The 19,018-nt window shown below is 56.7% G+C and carries 13 protein-coding genes and 2 pseudogenes; 12 read left to right on the top strand and 3 right to left on the bottom strand.

Annotated elements, in window-relative coordinates; translation table 11 throughout:
• Positions 1 to 9 precede the first annotated feature (9 nt).
• From PSH57_RS10835 to PSH57_RS10845, 3 genes are all read left to right on the top strand, one after another.
• Positions 10 to 1,386, top strand: coding sequence for an IS30 family transposase (locus tag PSH57_RS10835; protein ID WP_305389444.1), 1,377 nt, complete (start codon positions 10 to 12; stop codon positions 1,384 to 1,386).
• A gap of 64 nt (positions 1,387 to 1,450) precedes the next feature.
• Complete coding sequence (locus tag PSH57_RS10840; protein ID WP_422766078.1) at positions 1,451 to 1,660, top strand: integrase core domain-containing protein; 210 nt, start codon at positions 1,451 to 1,453, stop codon at positions 1,658 to 1,660.
• A gap of 163 nt (positions 1,661 to 1,823) precedes the next feature.
• Positions 1,824 to 2,273 carry a methyl-accepting chemotaxis protein gene (locus PSH57_RS10845; RefSeq protein ID WP_305389445.1) on the top strand — a complete coding sequence of 150 codons (450 nt, stop codon included), beginning with the start codon at positions 1,824 to 1,826 and terminating at the stop codon, positions 2,271 to 2,273.
• Between the two features lie 1,187 nt (positions 2,274 to 3,460).
• On the opposite strand, the gene PSH57_RS10850 is transcribed toward PSH57_RS10845, so the two are convergent.
• Positions 3,461 to 3,763, bottom strand: a complete 303-nt coding sequence (locus PSH57_RS10850) for a hypothetical protein (protein WP_305389446.1) — start codon at positions 3,761 to 3,763, stop codon at positions 3,461 to 3,463.
• Between the two features lie 857 nt (positions 3,764 to 4,620).
• On the opposite strand from PSH57_RS10850, the gene PSH57_RS10855 reads away from it, so the two are divergent.
• Positions 4,621 to 5,244 carry a TetR/AcrR family transcriptional regulator gene (locus tag PSH57_RS10855; protein WP_305389448.1) on the top strand — a complete coding sequence of 208 codons (624 nt, stop codon included), beginning with the start codon at positions 4,621 to 4,623 and terminating at the stop codon, positions 5,242 to 5,244.
• Positions 5,245 to 5,736: 492 nt separating this feature from the next.
• A pseudogene (locus tag PSH57_RS29260) lies at positions 5,737 to 5,905 on the top strand (outer membrane porin, OprD family); the annotation flags it as partial.
• A 27-nt stretch (positions 5,906 to 5,932) separates the two neighbouring features.
• Here PSH57_RS29260 and PSH57_RS10860 read toward each other — a convergent pair.
• A complete protein-coding gene (locus PSH57_RS10860) occupies positions 5,933 to 6,421 on the bottom strand; it encodes a MarR family winged helix-turn-helix transcriptional regulator (protein ID WP_305416556.1) in 489 nt (162 codons plus the stop codon).
• A 213-nt stretch (positions 6,422 to 6,634) separates the two neighbouring features.
• Here PSH57_RS10860 and PSH57_RS10865 point away from each other — a divergent pair, with 213 nt between their 5' ends.
• From PSH57_RS10865 to PSH57_RS10895, 7 genes and pseudogenes are all read left to right on the top strand, one after another.
• Complete coding sequence (locus PSH57_RS10865; protein ID WP_305389449.1) at positions 6,635 to 7,465, top strand: p-hydroxycinnamoyl CoA hydratase/lyase; 831 nt, start codon at positions 6,635 to 6,637, stop codon at positions 7,463 to 7,465.
• A gap of 108 nt (positions 7,466 to 7,573) precedes the next feature.
• Positions 7,574 to 9,022, top strand: coding sequence for an aldehyde dehydrogenase (locus tag PSH57_RS10870; protein WP_305389451.1), 1,449 nt, complete (start codon positions 7,574 to 7,576; stop codon positions 9,020 to 9,022).
• 141 nt (positions 9,023 to 9,163) lie between these two features.
• Positions 9,164 to 11,041 carry a feruloyl-CoA synthase gene (locus PSH57_RS10875; protein ID WP_305389452.1) on the top strand — a complete coding sequence of 626 codons (1,878 nt, stop codon included), beginning with the start codon at positions 9,164 to 9,166 and terminating at the stop codon, positions 11,039 to 11,041.
• Positions 11,038 to 12,278 (top strand): annotated as a pseudogene (locus PSH57_RS10880) (thiolase family protein). Before PSH57_RS10875 ends, PSH57_RS10880 begins: the two are co-directional and overlap by 4 nt.
• A gap of 57 nt (positions 12,279 to 12,335) precedes the next feature.
• Positions 12,336 to 14,090, top strand: coding sequence for an acyl-CoA dehydrogenase family protein (locus PSH57_RS10885; protein ID WP_305416560.1), 1,755 nt, complete (start codon positions 12,336 to 12,338; stop codon positions 14,088 to 14,090).
• A 282-nt stretch (positions 14,091 to 14,372) separates the two neighbouring features.
• Positions 14,373 to 15,440: a SphA family protein gene (locus tag PSH57_RS10890; RefSeq protein WP_305389453.1), complete on the top strand. Its 1,068-nt coding sequence runs from the start codon at positions 14,373 to 14,375 to the stop codon at positions 15,438 to 15,440.
• 89 nt (positions 15,441 to 15,529) lie between these two features.
• Positions 15,530 to 17,239 carry a CocE/NonD family hydrolase gene (locus tag PSH57_RS10895; protein WP_305389455.1) on the top strand — a complete coding sequence of 570 codons (1,710 nt, stop codon included), beginning with the start codon at positions 15,530 to 15,532 and terminating at the stop codon, positions 17,237 to 17,239.
• 85 nt (positions 17,240 to 17,324) lie between these two features.
• On the opposite strand, the gene PSH57_RS10900 is transcribed toward PSH57_RS10895, so the two are convergent.
• Positions 17,325 to 18,941: a sigma-54-dependent Fis family transcriptional regulator gene (locus tag PSH57_RS10900; protein WP_305444879.1), complete on the bottom strand. Its 1,617-nt coding sequence runs from the start codon at positions 18,939 to 18,941 to the stop codon at positions 17,325 to 17,327.
• Between the last annotated feature and the right edge of the window lie 77 nt (positions 18,942 to 19,018).

Genomic DNA, 19,018 nt, shown 5'->3' on the forward strand with positions numbered 1-19,018 from the left:
GCAGGATGGATGCAAAAATTGACGGGCCGGGGAGCGATGCGTTCTCCAGGTGCACCCTCACTTCGTAATGAGATCGAGCGGCTATTTTGGGTGCAGATTGCAACAGGCATCACAAGCGAAAAGGCAGCACATGCCGTTGGCGTATCAACAGCGGTAGGTACACGCTGGTTCCGTCATCGAGGCGGGATGCCATTATCCATGTCGAATCACATATCAGGACGATACTTATCGTTTGCAGAGCGAGAAGAGATTGGGCTGCTTCGAGCGCAAAGTGTTGGCGTTCGTGAGATCGCCCGTCGCCTTGGACGAAGCCCATCGACAATTTCACGGGAGCTGACACGAAATGCTGCTACCCGTTGCGGTCTGCTTGAATATCGAGCGTCAGTAGCGCAATGGAAGGCAGAACTGGTGGCCAATAGGCCGAAATCAGCGAAACTGGTCACTAACCCGCGACTGCACCAGTACGTACGCGACCGCCTTGAGGGCAAGGTTCAAGACGCCGATGGTCGTGAGATTTCTGGGCCTCGGCAAGCGCCCTTCAAAGGCCGAAATAAACCGCATCGCAGTGACCGTAAATGGGTCAATGGCTGGTCGCCTGAACAGATTGCCAACCGGCTCCAGATCGATTTTCCGGATGATGAATCCATGCGCATCTCTCATGAAGCCATATATCAGGCGCTCTACATTCAGGGTCGAGGAGCTCTCAAGCGTGAACTGGTGAGCTGCCTGCGCTCAGGACGAGCATTGCGCGTGCCGAGAGCCAGAGCGCAGGCCAAAGTGTGGGCACATGTCAGCGAGGACGTCATGATCTCCAGTCGCCCTGCTGAGGTAGAAGATCGGGCTGTACCCGGGCATTGGGAGGGCGACCTGATCATCGGTCTGAACCGTTCTGCGATTGGAACTCTGGTCGAGCGCTCAACTCGATTTACCATGCTCGTCCATCTGCCTCGCGAGAAAGGTTATGGGCTAATTCCCCGCACGAAGAACGGTCCGGCGCTGGCTGGCTATGGGGCTGTTAGTATGGCCAATGCATTGAAAAAAACGGTGGCTGATCTTCCCATCGAGCTGTGGCGATCTTTGACCTGGGATCGTGGAAAGGAGCTGTCGGATCACGCTCGATTTACCATCGAGTCCGGAGTAAAGGTTTTCTTTGCTGATCCACATAGTCCATGGCAGCGCGGCACAAACGAAAATACGAACGGCCTTCTACGGGAATACTTCCCGAAAGGCACTGACCTCTCTCGTTGGAGTGCCCAAGAAATACAGGCGGTAGCTCACGTACTTAATACTAGACCTCGAAAAGTACTCGGCTGGAAAACACCTGCCGAAGCACTGAATGAGTATCTAAAGTCTGTACAACAATCCAGTGTTGCGACGACCGGTTGAATCCGCCCAGTACACCAGTCACAAGTTCAGGAATGAGTTGGTGACACACAGGATCAACCAAAGCATGAGTCGCAAGGGGCAATGCTGGGACAACGCTCCAATGGAGCGCTTCTTTGGCAGTCTGAAATCAGAATGGATGCCTGAGGGCGGATACAGCTCGGAGCAGGAAGCCCGAGCTGATTTGCAGCAATACGTGATGAGCTACAACAACACCAGGCTTCACAGCTACAACGACTACCGCTCGCCGGTAGCTATGGAAAAACTGGCCGTGTGAGAACCTAAACTGGTGTCCAGAATTACTTGACCAGTTCATCGCGGCGGCGATGGAAGAAATGAGCGTGAGTATCGCCACGGTTGCAGACGGAGCCGAACAGGTACGTGCGAACTCCCTGCGGAGCCTGCAGGGTACCTAGGCGGGCTGTCTAGCGATGGACATAATGCGCGAAGAGGCTGATTGTGTGCAGGCTGTTTTCGCCGAGATACAAACCTTAGTTGAAGACTTCCTGAAGCGTACAGCGGCGATGTCGGACCTCACTCAACGGGTGAAGGATATCGCAGGTAAGACCAATCTTCTGGCTTTAAATGCCGCAATCGAGCCAGCTCGCGCCGGAGAGCAGGGGCGGGGGCGCGCGGTGGTGGCCGACGAGGTACGTAAGCTTGCTAAACATTCGACTGGGGCCGCTAGCCATATTGAGGAGATGACAGCGGAGCTTGGGGAGCGTTCGGAGGCGGAGGGGCGCTCGCTCGAGTCCGGCCACCATTCACTGATGTCAACACTCGATCAGCTCGCAGAGTTGCAACGCTTCGTCATCGACGCGGGTGAGGCGGTCGCGATAACAACGCACGAAATTGATGGCATCGCTGCCGCGATGAAGGAGCAGAGTTGAGGTAGTACAGATGTGTCGCGCAACGTAGATGAGATTGCCCGCATGAGTGAACAGAACAATCGCGTGGTGGTCCAGGCGCGCTGGCGCTGCGGTGCAACTGGAGCGGTTGGCCAAGGGGTTGGAGTTGGCGGAGGCGCATTTGCGCGTTTAGCTTCCAGGGCGGTGCGTAAAGAGCTGAAAACAGCGCTCTAGGCGCCGGCGGAAACGCGAGCGGTGTCAGTGCAGAAAACCACGACGTCTCAAAAGACAGTGGAGTATTTTTATGCCTCCGTAGGGTTTATCATCCGCTCAGAGCAATGGCTCGGCGAGTATCGTTGCCCTGGCTGCCGTCGGAGGATGGTTGTCGAGAATGTAAACCGTCAGTTCAAGTCATGGTTTAATTGGAAACTGCCATTGGCGGCGAGCAATAGCTATAAGAGTTTTTTATGACCTGTTTAATATGTGCCGGTGATGCTGATAAGCTCGAAAGTCCAAACGGCTGGGAGGAGAGAGATTGCCCGCGATGCGGGCGTTATCGAATGGCTCAAGCCCTTGTTCTTACCCTCATGGAGCAGGGCCAAATTTTCGATGTACAGAAAATGCAACGTTGGTTGGATCTGCAGCGTACAAAGATTGACGTACCGTGCATCGAGGTACATGAAGCATTGCTTTTGCTTTGAGCAGTCGGAGCTATGTTGAAACCTTCGCTGTTACACCACAAAAAGCCATTAAATATTAGGACGTATCGGGTTTTCCCGCTTCGGAAAATGAATTCCCCCTTTTTTGTTTCAACGGGCCGGATGCTACTATGCAGCTGGGATCACCTCAAGTGGGACCGACGGCAACGTTTAGTGCTGTCTGCTGAATTTCGATAATATGACCAACGTCGATCAGGTTTTGTAGCGGCATAGATTCGTATATTGCTCACGTGACAGCCGCTGGGGCGGGAACATACATCGGGTCACGGGCGGCCAGCGTCGCTTTGGTTTGACAGAGCGGCATTGAGTTTCCATAACTTATTCGATAGAGACCGGGACTCAGTCATCTTAGAGGCGTTCTCAATGGAGGCAGAAATTCTTCTTGTCTCAGAGCTGAACTGATATGTACGAGGATAGCACAGCGCATTTAGGTGTTGGGAAGGTCATGACAAGAGAAGGCGCGTAAGAAATTTACTTGTGTCGATGATGATGAGCTTATTTCGACTCTATTCAAAAAACCGTTCCGCATATATCTTTGGTTACTGTAGTTATACCGTCAGTCAGATAGCGACCCCCCCCCAGTTGGGCAAGTCTTTCTTGCACTGCCTCGTCGAGTATCGCGTAAAGAACCTCTATGTCTGCTTGAGACATATTTTTCGCCACGTCCAGCCCGAGAATAAAAGCAAGTTCCATAGAGCCCTCGCGCTCCAATTTTTCCTTTGTGCTTGCAGCTTTCACCGCGTGCACCATGTTAATGATCATCCCACGGATGGGCTTGGGAATTTTCAATTCACTAATTTTGTCGTTTAACATCGCTGAAAATCTAGGCAGAGATTCGGGCACTCGACGGTGATCGAGTTCTTAGAGGTTACTGATAATGCATTCCTGCGCAACTCACCGTGCAACGTTTGGGAGATGCCCTTAGTCGGTTACCTTCCGGTCTAACCCTTGAGGGATGGCGAATCTATCCGTAAAGTCTGCGACGTCACGGGCTTAAGAGCTGACTTTTCGAAGGATCCTTAAGAACTCACGCTGTTCATTTTCTGTCAACGTCGCTATGAATTTTCTATCGGCTGCGCTTAGAGCTCCAGGGAGTTTTAGGACCACCGTCAAGCCCTTAGAAGACAAAGTTAACGAAACGAATAGGCAAACCGCTGCGGTCTTCAACTTGTGCTTCCTCACCTTTCAGAAACTGATCATGATTTGTAGGCAGTGCCATTCAGAATTCTCGCCACTTTTGGAGGTGGCAATGTCGCCTGAAAAGTCTGCTTGAAGCAGGGATACTCATTACCTAGGTTTGCGCTGACGTGATCAAAACGATTTTCCACCTGAAGGTTTTTTGAAGTATCTGATTACACATTCCGGTGCCGGTGTTGGGCAGCCAGAAATCCCAGAAGGCACGTGGTAGTCGCGGTAGCGCCTGCGACGGCATCGCATGACGTCACCCGTCAAAGCATGCGTCGAAGATAATGACTTTGGAGTCATTAAAAAGCAATGGGTGCTTTTGCTGCCTTGCTGGCCCGGGTATGACGCGCGTTAATGGGGGGAGCCGAAGCATCGATAGGGAGGTTTGTTGCCGCTTAAGCCTGGAATATGGTATGTGATGAATGTAAGGTCTTCATGCTGGCGCCCCTTGGGCATAGCTACCAACGTTATTTGAAAGGCGAAAAGTGACAGGTACCACGCGTAAGAGAACTCGGCGCAAAGAGGCGCGTCCCGCGGAAATCATTGCGGCGGCGATGAGCGTCTTTGCCGAAAATGGTTTCGCCGCTGCGAAACTGGGAGATATAGCTCAGCGCGCTGGCATTGTTAAAGGAACCCTATATCTTTATTTTGATACAAAAGAAGAGCTTTTCAGGGCTGTTGTTCAGGAAGCGATAATCGGTAGCCTACAAATTATCGAGAGCACCGCTGTGCGGTTTAGTGGTTCCATGCGTGAGATCGTTCCTATTCTGCTTAAGGAAACTGCAGAACATATGGAGTCAAGCTCCTTACCCGCGTTGGCAAGATTGGTAATTAGCGAAAGCCAAGCCTTCCCGGACATTGTAAAAATCTGGTACGACAACGTGGTTGTGCGGGTAATCGGTTTGTTTACAGTTTTAATTTCTGAAGCTCAGGCGCGCGGCGAAGTGCGTCCTGGTGACCCGGTAATTCATGCGTTTTCGATCTTAGGTCCGCTAATTAGTGGCTCGTTATTTTGTGATGTGTTCGGTGTGTCCGCGTCCTATGCACCTAATTTAGTAGCGCTCGCGTCGCAACATGCCGAGACGGTGCTCGAGGGGTTGTTAGTATAGCTGGAGTGGGAGGGCGATTTTGTTGACGAGTCTGACTGGTGATCCCGCGTCGACGCCGTCAGGCTCGCTACCAGATTATGCAGATCGACCCCTTGATCAGCGCAACGAAAAGCACAATGCGATGGTCAATTCGAGCGATGCAATGGATTCCATGGGCAAACGTCATTGTGCTTGTTGTGGTGGCGAACCGCGTAATTATTGGGGATGAGCAAAGATAATTTAAAAATTAATATCGTATTAAAAGTGCCAAAAGACAGGAGCTGATTCAATAAATTCAAGTTGTTGATGTGAGCACCATAAGTAACTAGAAAAAACAGATATTTTAAGTGTTCGATTATCGATCGGTTGCAGTTGACGAACGCCATCGGCTGTATCCATTCTATCCTCGCGAAGTCAACTGCACCGAGCGTGTATTATCCATAAACTATTGCAAAAAAATGGATCTCGAACGTGCCAAACTGCCTGCGAAGAGCGCCCCTACAACTGCCCGTGCAACTGATGGGCATGAGCGAACTGACCATGAGTTCGGAATTTATCAACGCCAAGGAGCGCGTTTGACTACTACGTTGCGGCATCGGGTGTGCGGGGGCTGAAAGCCTACTGCGGTATGTGCCTGGGCGACGAGATCGGGTTGGCTGCGCTGAGCGTCGAGGACCGCAAGGGGGCGCGAGTTTAATGTCGCCCGCGATCAGTGCTGATAGACCTTCTTCAGCAAGCGCAGCAACTTTTCACGTTCTTTGCTATCCAGAGCGGTTGTGGAGTCAAGGTCGCTTTGGGCAGCGATCTGCTTGAGTTCCTTGAGCAAGGTTTCACCGCTCTTGCTCAGGAAAATTCCATAGGAGCGTTTGTCTGGCTTGCACCGCACGCGCACCGCCAGGGCCCGGCTTTCCAACTTGTTTAGCAGCGGCACCACTTGCGGCGGTTCGATCGCCAGGGCTTTGGCCAGGTCGGCCTGCATCAGGCCAGGATTGTGGTCGATGATCGCCAGGGCCGAGAATTGGGCGGGCCGCAAATCGTGGACGGCAAGCCGGCCGATCAGATTCTGGAACAGTTTCAGCTGGGCGCGACGCAGGGCGTAACCGATCAGGTCATCCAGCGCGGAGTCCAGCGGTGCCTGCGCGTCGGTACCGGCGACCAGGGCCTCGGCGGGTTCGGCAAGCTTGGAAGACTTGGCCATCGAAGTGAGCTTCCTCAAGGTAAGTGATTAACAAGGCTATCCAGTTTGCCGGGCTTGCGGTGCCGTGGCTACGGGCTTGTGTATATTCGAATTTTCAACCTTCGCCCCTGCCTCGGAAAATACAGATAAACTGATTAATGGTTAATTGACATAACTAAATTTACGGTTTAGTTTTTGATCATCTTCAGCCAAGAACAAGAGAGCACGCATCTCATGAGCAACTACAAAGGTCGCTGGAAAACCGTCAAGGTCGATATCGAGGAGGGCATCGCCTGGGTCACCCTCAATCGCCCGGAAAAACGCAACGCCATGAGCCCGACCCTCAACCGCGAGATGATCGACGTGCTCGAGACGCTGGAGCAGGATCCGGCCGCAGGCGTGTTGGTGCTGACCGGGGCCGGTGATGCCTGGACCGCCGGCATGGACCTCAAGGAATACTTCCGCGAAGTGGATGCCGGGCCGGAAATCCTCCAGGAAAAAATCCGTCGCGAAGCGTCGCAATGGCAGTGGAAGCTGTTGCGCATGTACGCCAAGCCGACCATCGCCATGGTCAATGGCTGGTGCTTCGGTGGCGGTTTCAGCCCGCTGGTGGCGTGCGACCTGGCGATCTGCGCCGACGAAGCGACCTTCGGTCTCTCGGAAATCAACTGGGGCATCCCACCGGGCAACCTCGTCAGCAAGGCCATGGCCGACACCGTGGGCCATCGCCAATCGCTGTACTACATCATGACCGGCAAGACCTTCGGCGGGCAGAAAGCCGCTGAAATGGGCCTGGTCAATGAAAGCGTGCCCCTGGCGCAACTGCGTGAAGTCACGGTGGAGCTGGCGCGCAACCTGCTGGAAAAGAACCCGGTGGTGCTGCGGGCGGCCAAGCATGGTTTCAAACGCTGCCGCGAACTGACCTGGGAGCAGAACGAGGATTACCTGTACGCCAAGCTCGACCAGTCGCGCCTGCTCGACACCGAGGGTGGCCGCGAGCAGGGGATGAAGCAGTTCCTCGATGACAAGAGCATCAAGCCGGGCCTGCAAACCTATAAGCGCTGAATCGACCGGCGAATGGCGGGCCGCATCCCGCTGTTCGCTGCGTCGCCCTGGCGCTACTGTTACACCGCTGCGATGTATTCCCGATAAAGACAATAAAGAGGAATCACCATGCTGGACGTGCCCCTGTTGATTGGCGGCCAGTCGTGCCCGGCCCGTGACGGCCGGACCTTCGAACGCTGCAACCCGGTGACGGGTGAGGTGGTCTCTCGAGTGGCCGCCGCCACCTTGGAAGATGCCGACGCCGCGGTGGCCGCGGCCCAAGCTGCGTTTCCCGCCTGGGCCGCGCTGGCGCCCAACGAGCGCCGTACGCGGCTGTTGCGTGCGGCCGAGCAGTTGCAGGCCCGCAGCGGCGAGTTTATCGCCGCGGCCGGCGAGACCGGCGCCATGGCCAACTGGTACGGTTTCAACGTGCACCTGGCGGCGAACATGCTGCGCGAAGCGGCATCCATGACCACCCAGATCAACGGCGAAATCATTCCTTCCGACGTGCCTGGCAGTTTCGCCATGGCCCTGCGTCAGCCTTGCGGCGTGGTACTGGGCATCGCACCCTGGAATGCCCCGGTGATTCTCGCCACCCGCGCCATCGCCATGCCCCTGGCTTGCGGTAACACGGTGGTGCTCAAGGCTTCTGAAATAAGCCCGGCGGTGCACCGGCTGATCGGCCAGGTGTTGCAAGACGCCGGGCTGGGTGACGGTGTGGTCAACGTGATCTGTAACGCACCTGCGGATGCGCCGGCCATTGTCGAGCGGTTGATTGCCAACCCGGCGGTGCGTCGGGTCAATTTCACCGGTTCGACCCACGTCGGGCGCATCGTCGGCGAACTGTCGGCGCGCCACCTCAAGCCGGCCCTGCTGGAGCTCGGTGGCAAGGCGCCGCTGCTGGTGCTGGACGATGCTGATCTGGACGCCGCGGTGCAAGCGGCGGCCTTCGGGGCGTACTTCAACCAGGGCCAGATCTGCATGTCCACCGAGCGACTGATTGTCGATGCCCGCGTGGCGGATGAGTTCATCGCCCGGCTGACTGCCAAGATTGCCACCCTGCGCGCTGGCGATCCGGCGTCAGGCGATTCGGTGCTGGGCTCGTTGGTCGATGTCAGTGCCGGTCAGCGCATCAAGGGGCTGATCGACGATGCCCTGGCCAAAGGTGCCACGCTGGTCACGGGTGGGCAGTTGGAAGGCAGCATCCTGCAACCGACCTTGCTCGACGGCGTCACTGCGCAGATGCGCCTGTACCGCGAAGAGTCCTTCGGGCCGGTGGCGGTGCTGCTGCGCGGTGACGGCGATGAAGAACTGCTGCGCCTGGCCAACGACTCCGAGTTCGGCCTGTCGGCTGCCATCTTCAGTCGCGACACGAGCCGTGCGCTGGCCTTGGCCCAGCGGGTCGAGTCGGGCATTTGCCACATCAACGGGCCGACCGTGCACGACGAGGCGCAGATGCCGTTCGGTGGGGTCAAGTCCAGCGGCTACGGCAGCTTTGGCGGCAAGGCGTCCATCGAGCATTTCACCCAGCTGCGTTGGGTTACCTTGCAGAACGGTCCCCGGCACTACCCGATCTGAAACCCGTCGCATCATGGGTGGTCGAGCCTCAGAAGCCGACGCCCGGATGCAGGCCAGAATAACAATGACAAGGCCGCAGCCCCGTGCTGCCACGCTCCGCTCGCATCGCGACCCGAGCGTGCCTTGGTGGAGGAAATGTACGTGAGTTCCGAGTCCAGATCGTCCTCCCGACCCGAGGCCGGGCGGTATCGCCAGGTGTCGATTGGTCATCCTGCCGTCGAAGTCCGGGAAGAGCGTGGCATCTTGCACATGCGCTCCCTGGAGCCCCTGGCCCCGCTGCCGGCGCGATTGCTCGAGCGCCTGGTGCACTGGGCCGAGGTGCGCCCAGAGCAGACGTTTATCGCCGCCCGTGAAGCCGGCGGTGACTGGCGTCGAGTCAGTTATGCCCAAATGCTCGACAGTGTCCGGGCCATCGCCCAGAGCCTGCTCGGTTACGGTTTGTCGGCGGAAAAACCCTTGGCGCTGCTCTCCGGCAACGACATCGAGCACCTGCAAATGGCCCTCGGCGCGATGTACGCAGGTATTCCCTATTGCCCGGTATCGCCGGCCTATTCATTGCTGTCCCAGGATTTCGCCAAGCTGCGTCACGTCTGCGATCTGTTGCAACCGGGGCTGGTATTTGTCAGCGAAGCCGCACCGTTCGAGCGGGCAATCACTGCCGTATTGCCGGCGGACGTGCCCTTGATCACGGTGCGTGGCGAGATAGCTGGCCGGTCGAGGACAAGCTTCGCCAGCCTGCTGGCCCAACCCGGTGGCGTCGAGGCCGAGCAGGCGTTCGCCGCCACTGGCCCGGACAGCATCGCCAAGTTCCTGTTTACCTCGGGCTCCACCAAGCTGCCCAAGGCCGTGATCACCACCCAGCGTATGCTTTGCGCCAATCAGCAGATGCTGCTGCAGACCTTTCCGGTGTTCGGCGAGGCGCCGCCGGTGCTGGTGGACTGGTTGCCGTGGAACCACACGTTCGGTGGCAGCCACAACGTTGGCATCGTGTTGTACAACGGCGGCACGTTCTACCTGGACGACGGCAAACCCACCGCCCAAGGCTTCGCCGAAACCTTGCGCAATCTCAAGGAGATTTCGCCCACTGCGTACCTGACGGTGCCCAAAGGGTGGGAAGAACTGGTCAGTGCCCTGGAGCAGGACGGCGAGTTGCGTGAGCGTTTCTTCGAGCGTATCAGCCTGTTCTTTTTTGCGGCGGCGGGTCTGTCCCAAAGTACGTGGGACCGGCTCGACAAGGTCGCCGAACAGCATTGTGGCGAACGCATCCGCATGATGGCCGGGCTCGGCATGACCGAGGCATCGCCGTCCTGCACCTTCACCACCGGGCCGTTGTCCATGGCCGGTTATATCGGCTTGCCGGCACCCGGCTGCGAGGTGCGGCTGGTGCCGGTGGATGGCAAGTTCGAAGGGCGCTTCCGCGGGCCGCACATCATGCCCGGCTATTGGCGTTCGCCGCAGCAAACCGCCGAGGTGTTTGACGAAGACGGTTTTTATTGTTCGGGCGATGCGATCAAGTTGGCCGATTCCAGCGACCCGCAACTGGGCCTGATGTTTGACGGGCGGATTGCCGAGGACTTCAAGCTGACATCCGGTGTGTTTGTCAGCGTCGGCCCGTTGCGCAATCGCGCGGTGCTGGAAGGCTCGCCTTATGTACAGGACTTAGTGATTGCCGCGCCGGACCGCGAATGCCTGGGCGCGCTGGTGTTCCCACGGCTGGCTGAATGCCGGCGCCTGTCAGGCCTGTCCCCGAGCGCCAGCGTTGCCGAGGTCTTGGCCAGCCCTCCGGTGCGCGAGTGGTTCGCCGATTGGCTACAGCGTCTTAACCGCGAGGCTGGCGGCAACGCCAGTCGCGTGGAGTGGATTGCCTTGCTCGACGAACCGGCGTTCATCGACCGCGGGGAAATCACCGATAAAGGTTCGATCAACCAGCGTGCGGTATTACAGTGGCGCGCGGCTAAGGTCGAAGCGCTGTATCGCGGTGAAGATCCCACGATTCTGCGTGCTGGGCCCAAGTCGTGAGCAGCGTGGGACAATACTCAGCGTATGCCAATGTGTCGATTTTCGACGCGGTGCGCACGCCTTGGGTTGATCTCGGCGGTGCGCTGTCCCAGGTGTCGCCCATCGACCTTGGCATCCAGGTCGGCCGTGAGGTGCTAGCCCGGGCCGGCATCGACCCCCGGGCGGTGGACAGCGTATTGGCCGGTTCAATGGCTCAGGCCAGCTTCGATGCCTATTTTCTGCCACGGCATATCGGTTTGTACAGCAGGGTGGCGCAAACGGTCTCGGCGCTGGGGGTGCAGCGCATCTGCGCCACTGGCTTCGAGCTGTTGCGTCAGGCTGCGGAACAGTTGCGCGAGGAGGTGCACCTAGCCCTGTGCGTGGCCAGTGAATCCATGTCGCGCAACCCGATAACCGCGTACACGCATCGGGGCGGGTTCCGTCTGGGGGGGAGGTGCAATTCAAGGATTTTCTCTGGGAGGCGCTGTACGACCCGGCCCCCGGAGTGGACATGATCGCCACCGCCGACAACTTGGCGGGCCGTTATGGCCTGAGCCGCGAGGTCGTGGATCGCTACGCCTGCGACAGCCATCAGCGCGCTTTGCAGGCGCAGCGTTCCGGAGCCTGGGTTGAAGAAATCGTGACGGTCGATAATCAGGTGTTCGAGCTTGAGGGTCACCAACCGAGGGCAATCACACTGGCGCGCCGGGCCACCGCCGTCAGGGAGGACAGTCACTCGCGGCCCACTGATCTGGCCGCATTGGCACGCTTGCGCACGGTGCATGCCAACTGTGTGCAAACCGCCGGCAACAGTTGCGCGGTGGTGGATGGTGCGGCGGCCGCGTTGGTGGGGCGCGCTGGCGACTGCTCGCGTCCGGCCCTGGCCCGGCTGTTGGCCAGCCCGGCGGTTGGCGTGGCGCCGGCGTCTATGGGCATCGGCCCGGCGCCGGCGATCCGCCCGCTGTTGCACCGCAGCGGGTTGAGCCCGGGCGATATCGGTCGCTTCGAGATCAATGAAGCCCAGGCCGCCCAGGTGCTGGCTGTGGCCCAGGCGCTGGAGCTCGACGGTACCCACCTTAACGTCCAGGGCGGCGCTCTCGCGCTGGGGCATCCACTTGCTGCCACCGGCTTGCGGTTGGTCATGACCTTGGCCCGGCAATTACACCAGTACAACCTGCGCTACGGAATCGCCGCCGCTTGCGTGGGCGTCGGGCAACGAATGGCGTTGTTGATTGAGAACCCGGCGTACCACGCCTGAGGTGTTTGCGGCCCGGATTACAGACCGAGCTATCATTTCTATCTGATGAGGTTTCCCATGTGGAGTTATCAGGCGCCCCTGCGCGATATGCAATTTGTTCTTGAACACTGGCTAGATGCGCCGAGAGCGTGGCGCCGCAGCCCGGCATTTGAGGGGCTGGACCTGCCCTTGGCACTACAGGTGCTGGAGGAGGCGGGACGTTTCAGCCAGGGGGTGCTAGCGCCGCTGAACGGCAGTGGTGATCGTCAGGGTTGTCGTTGGACGGCGGATCGGGTCAGCACCCCGGATGGCTTTGCTGACGCTTATCGAGCCTATGTCGATGGCGGCTGGCCCGCGTTGGCCTGTGCCGAGGCGCTGGGCGGGCAGGGGTTGCCGCAACTGCTCGACGCGGCGCTGCAAGAGATGCTCTACGCCAGCAACCACGCCTGGGCCATGTATACCGGCATCGTCCATGGTGCCTACCTGTGCCTCAAAACCCATGGCGCGCCCTGGCTGCAGGAGCGCTACCTGCCCGACATCGTCAGCGGCCAGGCCTTGCCCACCATGTGCCTGACCGAGCCCCAGGCCGGCAGCGATGTCGGGCTGCTGCGCTGCCGCGCCGCCCCCCAAAACGATGGCAGCTATCACCTTCATGGCAACAAATTGTTTATCTCCGGCGGCGAGCACGATCTAACGGGTAATATCCTGCACTTGGTGCTGGCGCGTTTGCCGGGTGCACCGTCGGGCAGTCGTGGGATCTCGCTGTTCCTGGTGCCCAAACAACTGGACACCGGCCAGGTCAACGGTGTGCGCTGCGATGGTATTGAACACAAGATGGGTATTAAGGGCAGCGCTACCTGCTCCCTGGTGTTCGAAGGCGCTCAGGGCTGGCTGATCGGTGAGGCGAACCGGGGCTTGGCTGCCATGTTCGTAATGATGAATTCGGCACGCTTGCACGTCGGCCTGCAAGGCCTCGGACACGCCGAGGCGGCTTGGCAGAACGCTCGGGAGTATGCCGCTGAGCGCCGGCAGATGCGTGCCCCGCTCAGACCTGAAGGGATCGCGGCCCAAGCCGCCGACCCGATCAGTTATCACCCGGCCATGCGCCGGGTATTGCTGGAGCTGCGCACCACCAGCGAAGGTTTGCGGGCTATCGGCTACTGGGTCGCCCATTTGCTGGATCAGGCCGAGCACGACCCGGACCCGCAGGCGCGGCAGCCGGCCGAGCAACTGGCGCAGCTGTTGACTCCGATCATCAAGGCATTTTTCACCGAGCAGGGGTTTCGCCAGGCGAGCAACGCCTTGCAAGTCTTCGGCGGTTACGGTTACGTCACCGAGTTCGCCATCGAGCAGACTCTGCGCGACAGCCGCATTGCCATGATCTATGAGGGCAGCAACGAAATTCAGGCTAATGACCTGCTGTTACGCAAGGTTTTGGGAGACGAAGGCCGTGCGTTCGGTCTGCTGCTGGCGCAGTTGCGCGATGAGGCCGGGCAGGGCGGTGAATGGGTCGAGTGCGCCGGTTTTGCCGTCGCGCTGGGCAAGCTGTGCGGCTCGCTGGCGGCTGTGGTTGATGATGTGCGTGAACTTTCCCAGGAGGACAGTGAATACCCCTATAGGGTCGCCGGGGATTTCCTCCAACTGTGTGGTGTGACGCTGTTGGCCCTGGCCTGGGCACGGGCGGCGCGGGTTTCCAGGGCGCTGCCTGAAGATGATCCGTTGCGCGCCAGCAAGCTGCAAAGCGCCGGATTCTTCTTCAATTACTTGCCATCCCGGGTGGCACAGCACCTGGCAGCGATAGAGGGCGGCCGCGCAGCCTTGGCTTTTGTCTGAAGGAGGATCAATTAACAGAAAAGCGCAGAGCATGCTTTGCTTGCAGTGGTCTTAGTCTGACCAGAATATCCAATGTGTTTTGGAATATGACCTTGATATTTGTTCTTGCGCTTGTAAAAAAGTCAGTCATTTAAGCGATTGAACATATATGTGATGTCCGCACTCTCCGGGCTCACAAATTTGTGGAGGTTGAATGAGAGACACGGGTTAAGTGGCCCACTCAAGAACTTTTTATCCTATATGTATCAACTATTTGTTGGTTGTTTGGGCTTGGCATGAAACATGAATGGCGTATCTGCACAGGCATTGAGTTTGATCAGCAGGTCATTGCAGATCCGACTCCTTCAGGTGGGCGAGCCTCCAGGCTCGCTGACCCCCCTTGCGAATGATGAGCCTGTATGGAAACTGCCTCTTCGAAAAACGTACGGCCCAACAAAAATAATAGGAAACCATATGTTGAGAAAAATAAGTTCTTTGGTCGCGAGTGCTTCTCTGTGTCTAACCGCCGTTCCTGCAATTGCAGAGGTGGGTCACTACTCTGTAGGGGCTGAAGGGTTATTGATCGCAACCCTGCCACCACCGGGTGTCTACTATCGAGGTTACCTTGTAAATTATTCCGCTGATACGCTGAATGACAAGCACGGTACGGAGAGATCCGGGCACAATAAAATTGACGTGCACGCATTCGCTAATCAATTTATATGGATAACCGATTATTCCCTGCTGGGTGGGAACTATGGCATGAACGCCATCGTACCCATTCAACAGCAGGAAACCCAAATAAGTAATTTTGGTGTGAAGGGTGATGCCGAGGGTGTTGGTGACATATTGTTGCAGCCCATCACGATAACTTGGCACGCCCAGCAATGGGATGCGGTCAGTATGTTAGGCGTCTGGGTCAAGACCGGCGATTATGATAGCGACCGATCGGTGTCAATTGGTAAAGGCTACACCTCCTATATGTTCACCCTTGGCGGAACCCGCTACTTGGATCACGAAAAAAAGTGGGCTGTATCCGCTACATCCAGATATGAAAAAAATGGTGAGCAAGAGGGGACCCATTTGACTCCGGGCGATGCGTTTTCTGTGGAATGGGGTATCAGCAGAAAGATAAACCCACTCCTGGATGTAGGGCTTGTAGGGTACGACGTCTGGCAGTTGACAAATGATTCGGGGACCTCTGTCTTCCATCCCGGAACTAAAATAGAGCACCATGCAATAGGTGGTGAAGTTCAATATTTTTGGCGTGATACTCAATTACTCATCAATGCGGCGGTGTATCACGAATATAAAAGTGAAGATACTTTTCAGGGCGATACTGTCCGATTCACAGTAACAAGACGGCTCTAACTCCAACATAAAATGGCAACTATAAAATTCATTCCCCGACCCGCAGCCAAGGTGACGCAGCTGTGGGTTCATCCAGAAGAGAAGTCAGAATGACTACCATCCGTGTCGGCAATATTGAGGTCCTGTTTAGACCGTCTACCCCGGTTGAAGAATCGTCATACCCGGGGTTTAATCAAGGCTCTTACATCCTTCCCAAAGGGTCGGTTCATCGCGAAGGAGGGATGCCTCTTACATGCGACATACTTGTTGAGCAGGATGTGCCTATTCGGCTGCGAGATGGTGTTACTGTCAGAACAGATGTCTACCGTCCGGTCGACGCGGTCAATGTGCCAGCCATTGTAGGGTGGAGTCCTTACGGCAAACGGGGTAGCTGGCTGACCAATGATGTGTTCGGGCACCCGACAAGGATGGATGTTCCTGTCCATTGGGAAGATGGTCTGAACAAATTTGAAGCACCGAATCCGGCCTATTGGGTTGCTCATGGTTACGCCGTCGTTGCTCCCGATAGCCGGGGAGTATTCATGTCCGAGGGGGACATCCGTACGTGGGGGCCTCAAGAGCCGCTTGATGAATATGACGTTATCGAGTGGGTGGGAACTCAGCCCTGGTGCAACGCAAAGGTGGGCCTGAGCGGCAACTCAATGCTCGCGATGTCGCAATGGTTCGTTGCGGCCCTGCGCCCACCTCATTTGGCGGCTATTGCGCCTTGGGAAGGAGCATCTGACATTTACAGAGACACTTCCTGCCGTGGTGGGATTCCTGAAATCAAGTTCAGTGGCGGTATTTTCTCTCATATATACGGACATACCCGCACCGAGGATTTAATCGCCATGACGTTGGCGCATCCGCTTTACAATGATTATTGGGATGCGAAAGCCGCGAAGCTTAAAGACATCGTTGTTCCAGCGTATATCGTCGCTTCCTGGACCAATATCCTCCATACCGCTGGCACGCTACGTGGATGGAAAGAAATATCCTCAGCTGAAAAGTGGCTGCGAGTCCACAACACGTTTGAATGGCCGGACTACTATAACCCCGCTAATGTCGATGACTTACGCCGTTTCTTTGATTGTTATCTGAAGGGTATCGACAATGGGTGGAGCGCCACGCCTCGTGTGCGTCTTACAGTCCTGAACCCCGGTGGCATGGATACCGTCGGACGGGCGGAACTTGATTTTCCGTTGAAGCGAGAGGTCCTGACCCCATTCTTCCTCCACATCGCTTCGGATGGAAACGTACTTTTCGAAGAGCCACAAGCAAACAAGAGGGAAATTTCATACGACAGTCATTCCAAAGCTGGCGCAAGGTTCCAGATCCGCTTCGATCAAGATACTGAAGTGACGGGTTACATGAAACTCAAGCTTTGGGTGGAAACCCGTGAACATGATGATATGGACGTGTTCGCTTTTATCAGGAAGCTGGATGTAAACGGCCAGGAACAACAGACCGAAGTTGTAACAGACCGTCCGTTTCTCGGTCCGAACGGGCGTCTGCGCGCCTCATTACGGGCTATTGATGAGACTAGGTCCACGGCGTCGGAACCCTACTTGAATTACGACAAATCAGAAAAACTCAAATCAGGCGAAGTGGTGCCCCTTGAAATCGGTTTCTGGCCATACTCCATGAGTTGGAAACAAGGGGAAACGCTCGAGTTGATTATCTGCGGGGTTAATCTGTTGGTCCGCCCCGAGTTTCCGCAGGTTCCACCCGAAGACACCCTCAACAAGGGGGCGCACATCATCCATAGTGGTGCAGAGTACGACTCCCACCTCTTGATTCCCATCATTCCTAATGCTTGACGCTCGATAATATGGCACCCGGGCAAGTGAAAAATTGCTTGTTACGGGTGGCATTCAGCTAATGCGTCATGCACTTGAGGCGTCTCTAGGCCGGGTTCTCTGCCTGACCTTTAATCGACTCTTTCTTATGTCGGTGCTCCAACTGCCGTCTTGTCAGACCAAGAAGGCGAGCCGCCTGAGCGATGTTTCCTTCAGCTCGTGACAGGGCTCTTTCAACCGCGGTGTCAATAATGGATTCTAAAGGCCTTTCATCCAGCCAATGCTCCAGTACCTCTTGCTTCGGCCGTATGGCTTGAGCTTCGCGAGGCGGGGATAAAAATAGCTGGCTCAAGCCAATCGGCTCGTTATCATCAGCCAGGACAACACCTCGCTCGATGAGATTTTCAAGTTCTCGGATATTTCCCGGATAGTCGTACTCCAATAGGGCCCGGACTGCGGCTTGAGTGAGTCCTTTGATATGCCTGCGATGTTGAGTTGAAAAGCGCTTAATGAAGTGCCGGATCAGAAGAGGGATGTCATTGCGTCGTTCACGCAATGCGGGGATGTGCACAGGTACTACGTTGATCCGGTAATAAAGATCCTCGCGAAAGCGTCCCTCCCGGACATCTGCTTCCAGATCCGCATTAGTCGCGGCGACCAGCCGGAAATCCACTTTGCGCGTCGCATCATCCCCCAGTCGCTGAACTTCGCGTTCCTGTAACACACGTAACAGCTTCTCTTGGGCAACAGGAGCAAGCGTGCCTATTTCGTCCAGAAAAAGCGTGCCTCCTTCTGCCTGCTCGAACCGACCAGGGCGGCTGCGCAGCGCTCCAGTGAATGCACCTTTCTCGACTCCAAAGAGTTCAGACTCGATTAAGTTTTCAGGCAGCGCTGCGCAATTGACGGCGATGAATGGGGCCGCCGAGCGTTGGCTGAGGCGGTGCAGGAGACGGGCAAAACGCTCTTTACCTACACCTGTTTCGCCGCGAAACAAAATAGTCACGTCGCGCTCGGCGACCTTCTCTATTTGCCTGCAGGTGGCCAGGAAGGAAGGGTCGGCTCCAATCAGGTCGGCCAGGGCCAAGGCATCGTCCATATGAGCGTCATGCAGCGATGCGTTCACATAGTCGGAGGTATCGAACACATTAAGCTGATCCGCATCGGCTCCCCACTCCTCAATTGGCTTGCCAATGATCCTGCAATGCGGATGACCCATTGCTCGGCATTCGACCTCTCGAAATAACACGGTCCTGCCGAAGAAAGCGCTATTGAATCCAGAAGCGTGACCTACCTGCATCCAGCAAACAGGCTCCATTGCCTGGGGGGAGTGCGCCAGAAATGCGCTCGCTTCCATCGAGTCGTGCCAGAGCTGCTCGACGTAATGATGACCCGACTCGACATTCACCTCCATGCGTATGGTTTCTACCCGAGTGATTCCTTCCATTGCGTGCAATAAAGGCCCTGCCGTGAAAGCTTCATCGCTTTCGCCCCCTCGAAGATTTCTTGCTAAACCAGCATCACTGGAGCCGGCTGCATAACCCAGTCTGGCCAGCAATCTTCGTGCTTGGCTTATGCCTATCTCAGCAATCAACTCATGACGGAACGCCGCAAAGGCGGGGAGCTGCATCAGGAATGCGCGTTGCTGGCCAATCCAGATATGGCCGCGTTCCGGGTCCATTCGAAGCTGACGAATTAGAGTGGCAGGGAGCGTTTCAGTGCGCATTTAGAGGTTCCACATTTTTGTTGTTAAACAAGATCTATCTAACAAATACGTTTAACACTGGCAATGAAATATAACGA

It is taken from the genome of Pseudomonas hefeiensis, assembly GCF_030687835.1.
GTDB classification, from domain to species: Bacteria; Pseudomonadota; Gammaproteobacteria; order Pseudomonadales; family Pseudomonadaceae; genus Aquipseudomonas; species Aquipseudomonas hefeiensis.

Bases quoted from the DNA above. Each gene is read 5' to 3' on its own strand.
- PSH57_RS10835 (WP_305389444.1), top strand. From the start codon at position 10: ATGCAAAAATTGACGGGCCGGGGAGCGATGCGTTCTCCAGGTGCACCC.
- PSH57_RS10840 (WP_422766078.1), top strand. From the start codon at position 1,451: ATGAGTCGCAAGGGGCAATGCTGGGACAACGCTCCAATGGAGCGCTTC.
- PSH57_RS10845 (WP_305389445.1), top strand. From the start codon at position 1,824: ATGCGCGAAGAGGCTGATTGTGTGCAGGCTGTTTTCGCCGAGATACAA.
- PSH57_RS10850 (WP_305389446.1), bottom strand. From the start codon at position 3,763: ATGTTAAACGACAAAATTAGTGAATTGAAAATTCCCAAGCCCATCCGT.
- PSH57_RS10860 (WP_305416556.1), bottom strand. From the start codon at position 6,421: ATGGCCAAGTCTTCCAAGCTTGCCGAACCCGCCGAGGCCCTGGTCGCC.
- PSH57_RS10865 (WP_305389449.1), top strand. From the start codon at position 6,635: ATGAGCAACTACAAAGGTCGCTGGAAAACCGTCAAGGTCGATATCGAG.
- PSH57_RS10870 (WP_305389451.1), top strand. From the start codon at position 7,574: ATGCTGGACGTGCCCCTGTTGATTGGCGGCCAGTCGTGCCCGGCCCGT.
- PSH57_RS10885 (WP_305416560.1), top strand. From the start codon at position 12,336: ATGTGGAGTTATCAGGCGCCCCTGCGCGATATGCAATTTGTTCTTGAA.
- PSH57_RS10890 (WP_305389453.1), top strand. From the start codon at position 14,373: ATGAATGGCGTATCTGCACAGGCATTGAGTTTGATCAGCAGGTCATTG.
- PSH57_RS10895 (WP_305389455.1), top strand. From the start codon at position 15,530: ATGACTACCATCCGTGTCGGCAATATTGAGGTCCTGTTTAGACCGTCT.
- PSH57_RS10900 (WP_305444879.1), bottom strand. From the start codon at position 18,941: ATGCGCACTGAAACGCTCCCTGCCACTCTAATTCGTCAGCTTCGAATG.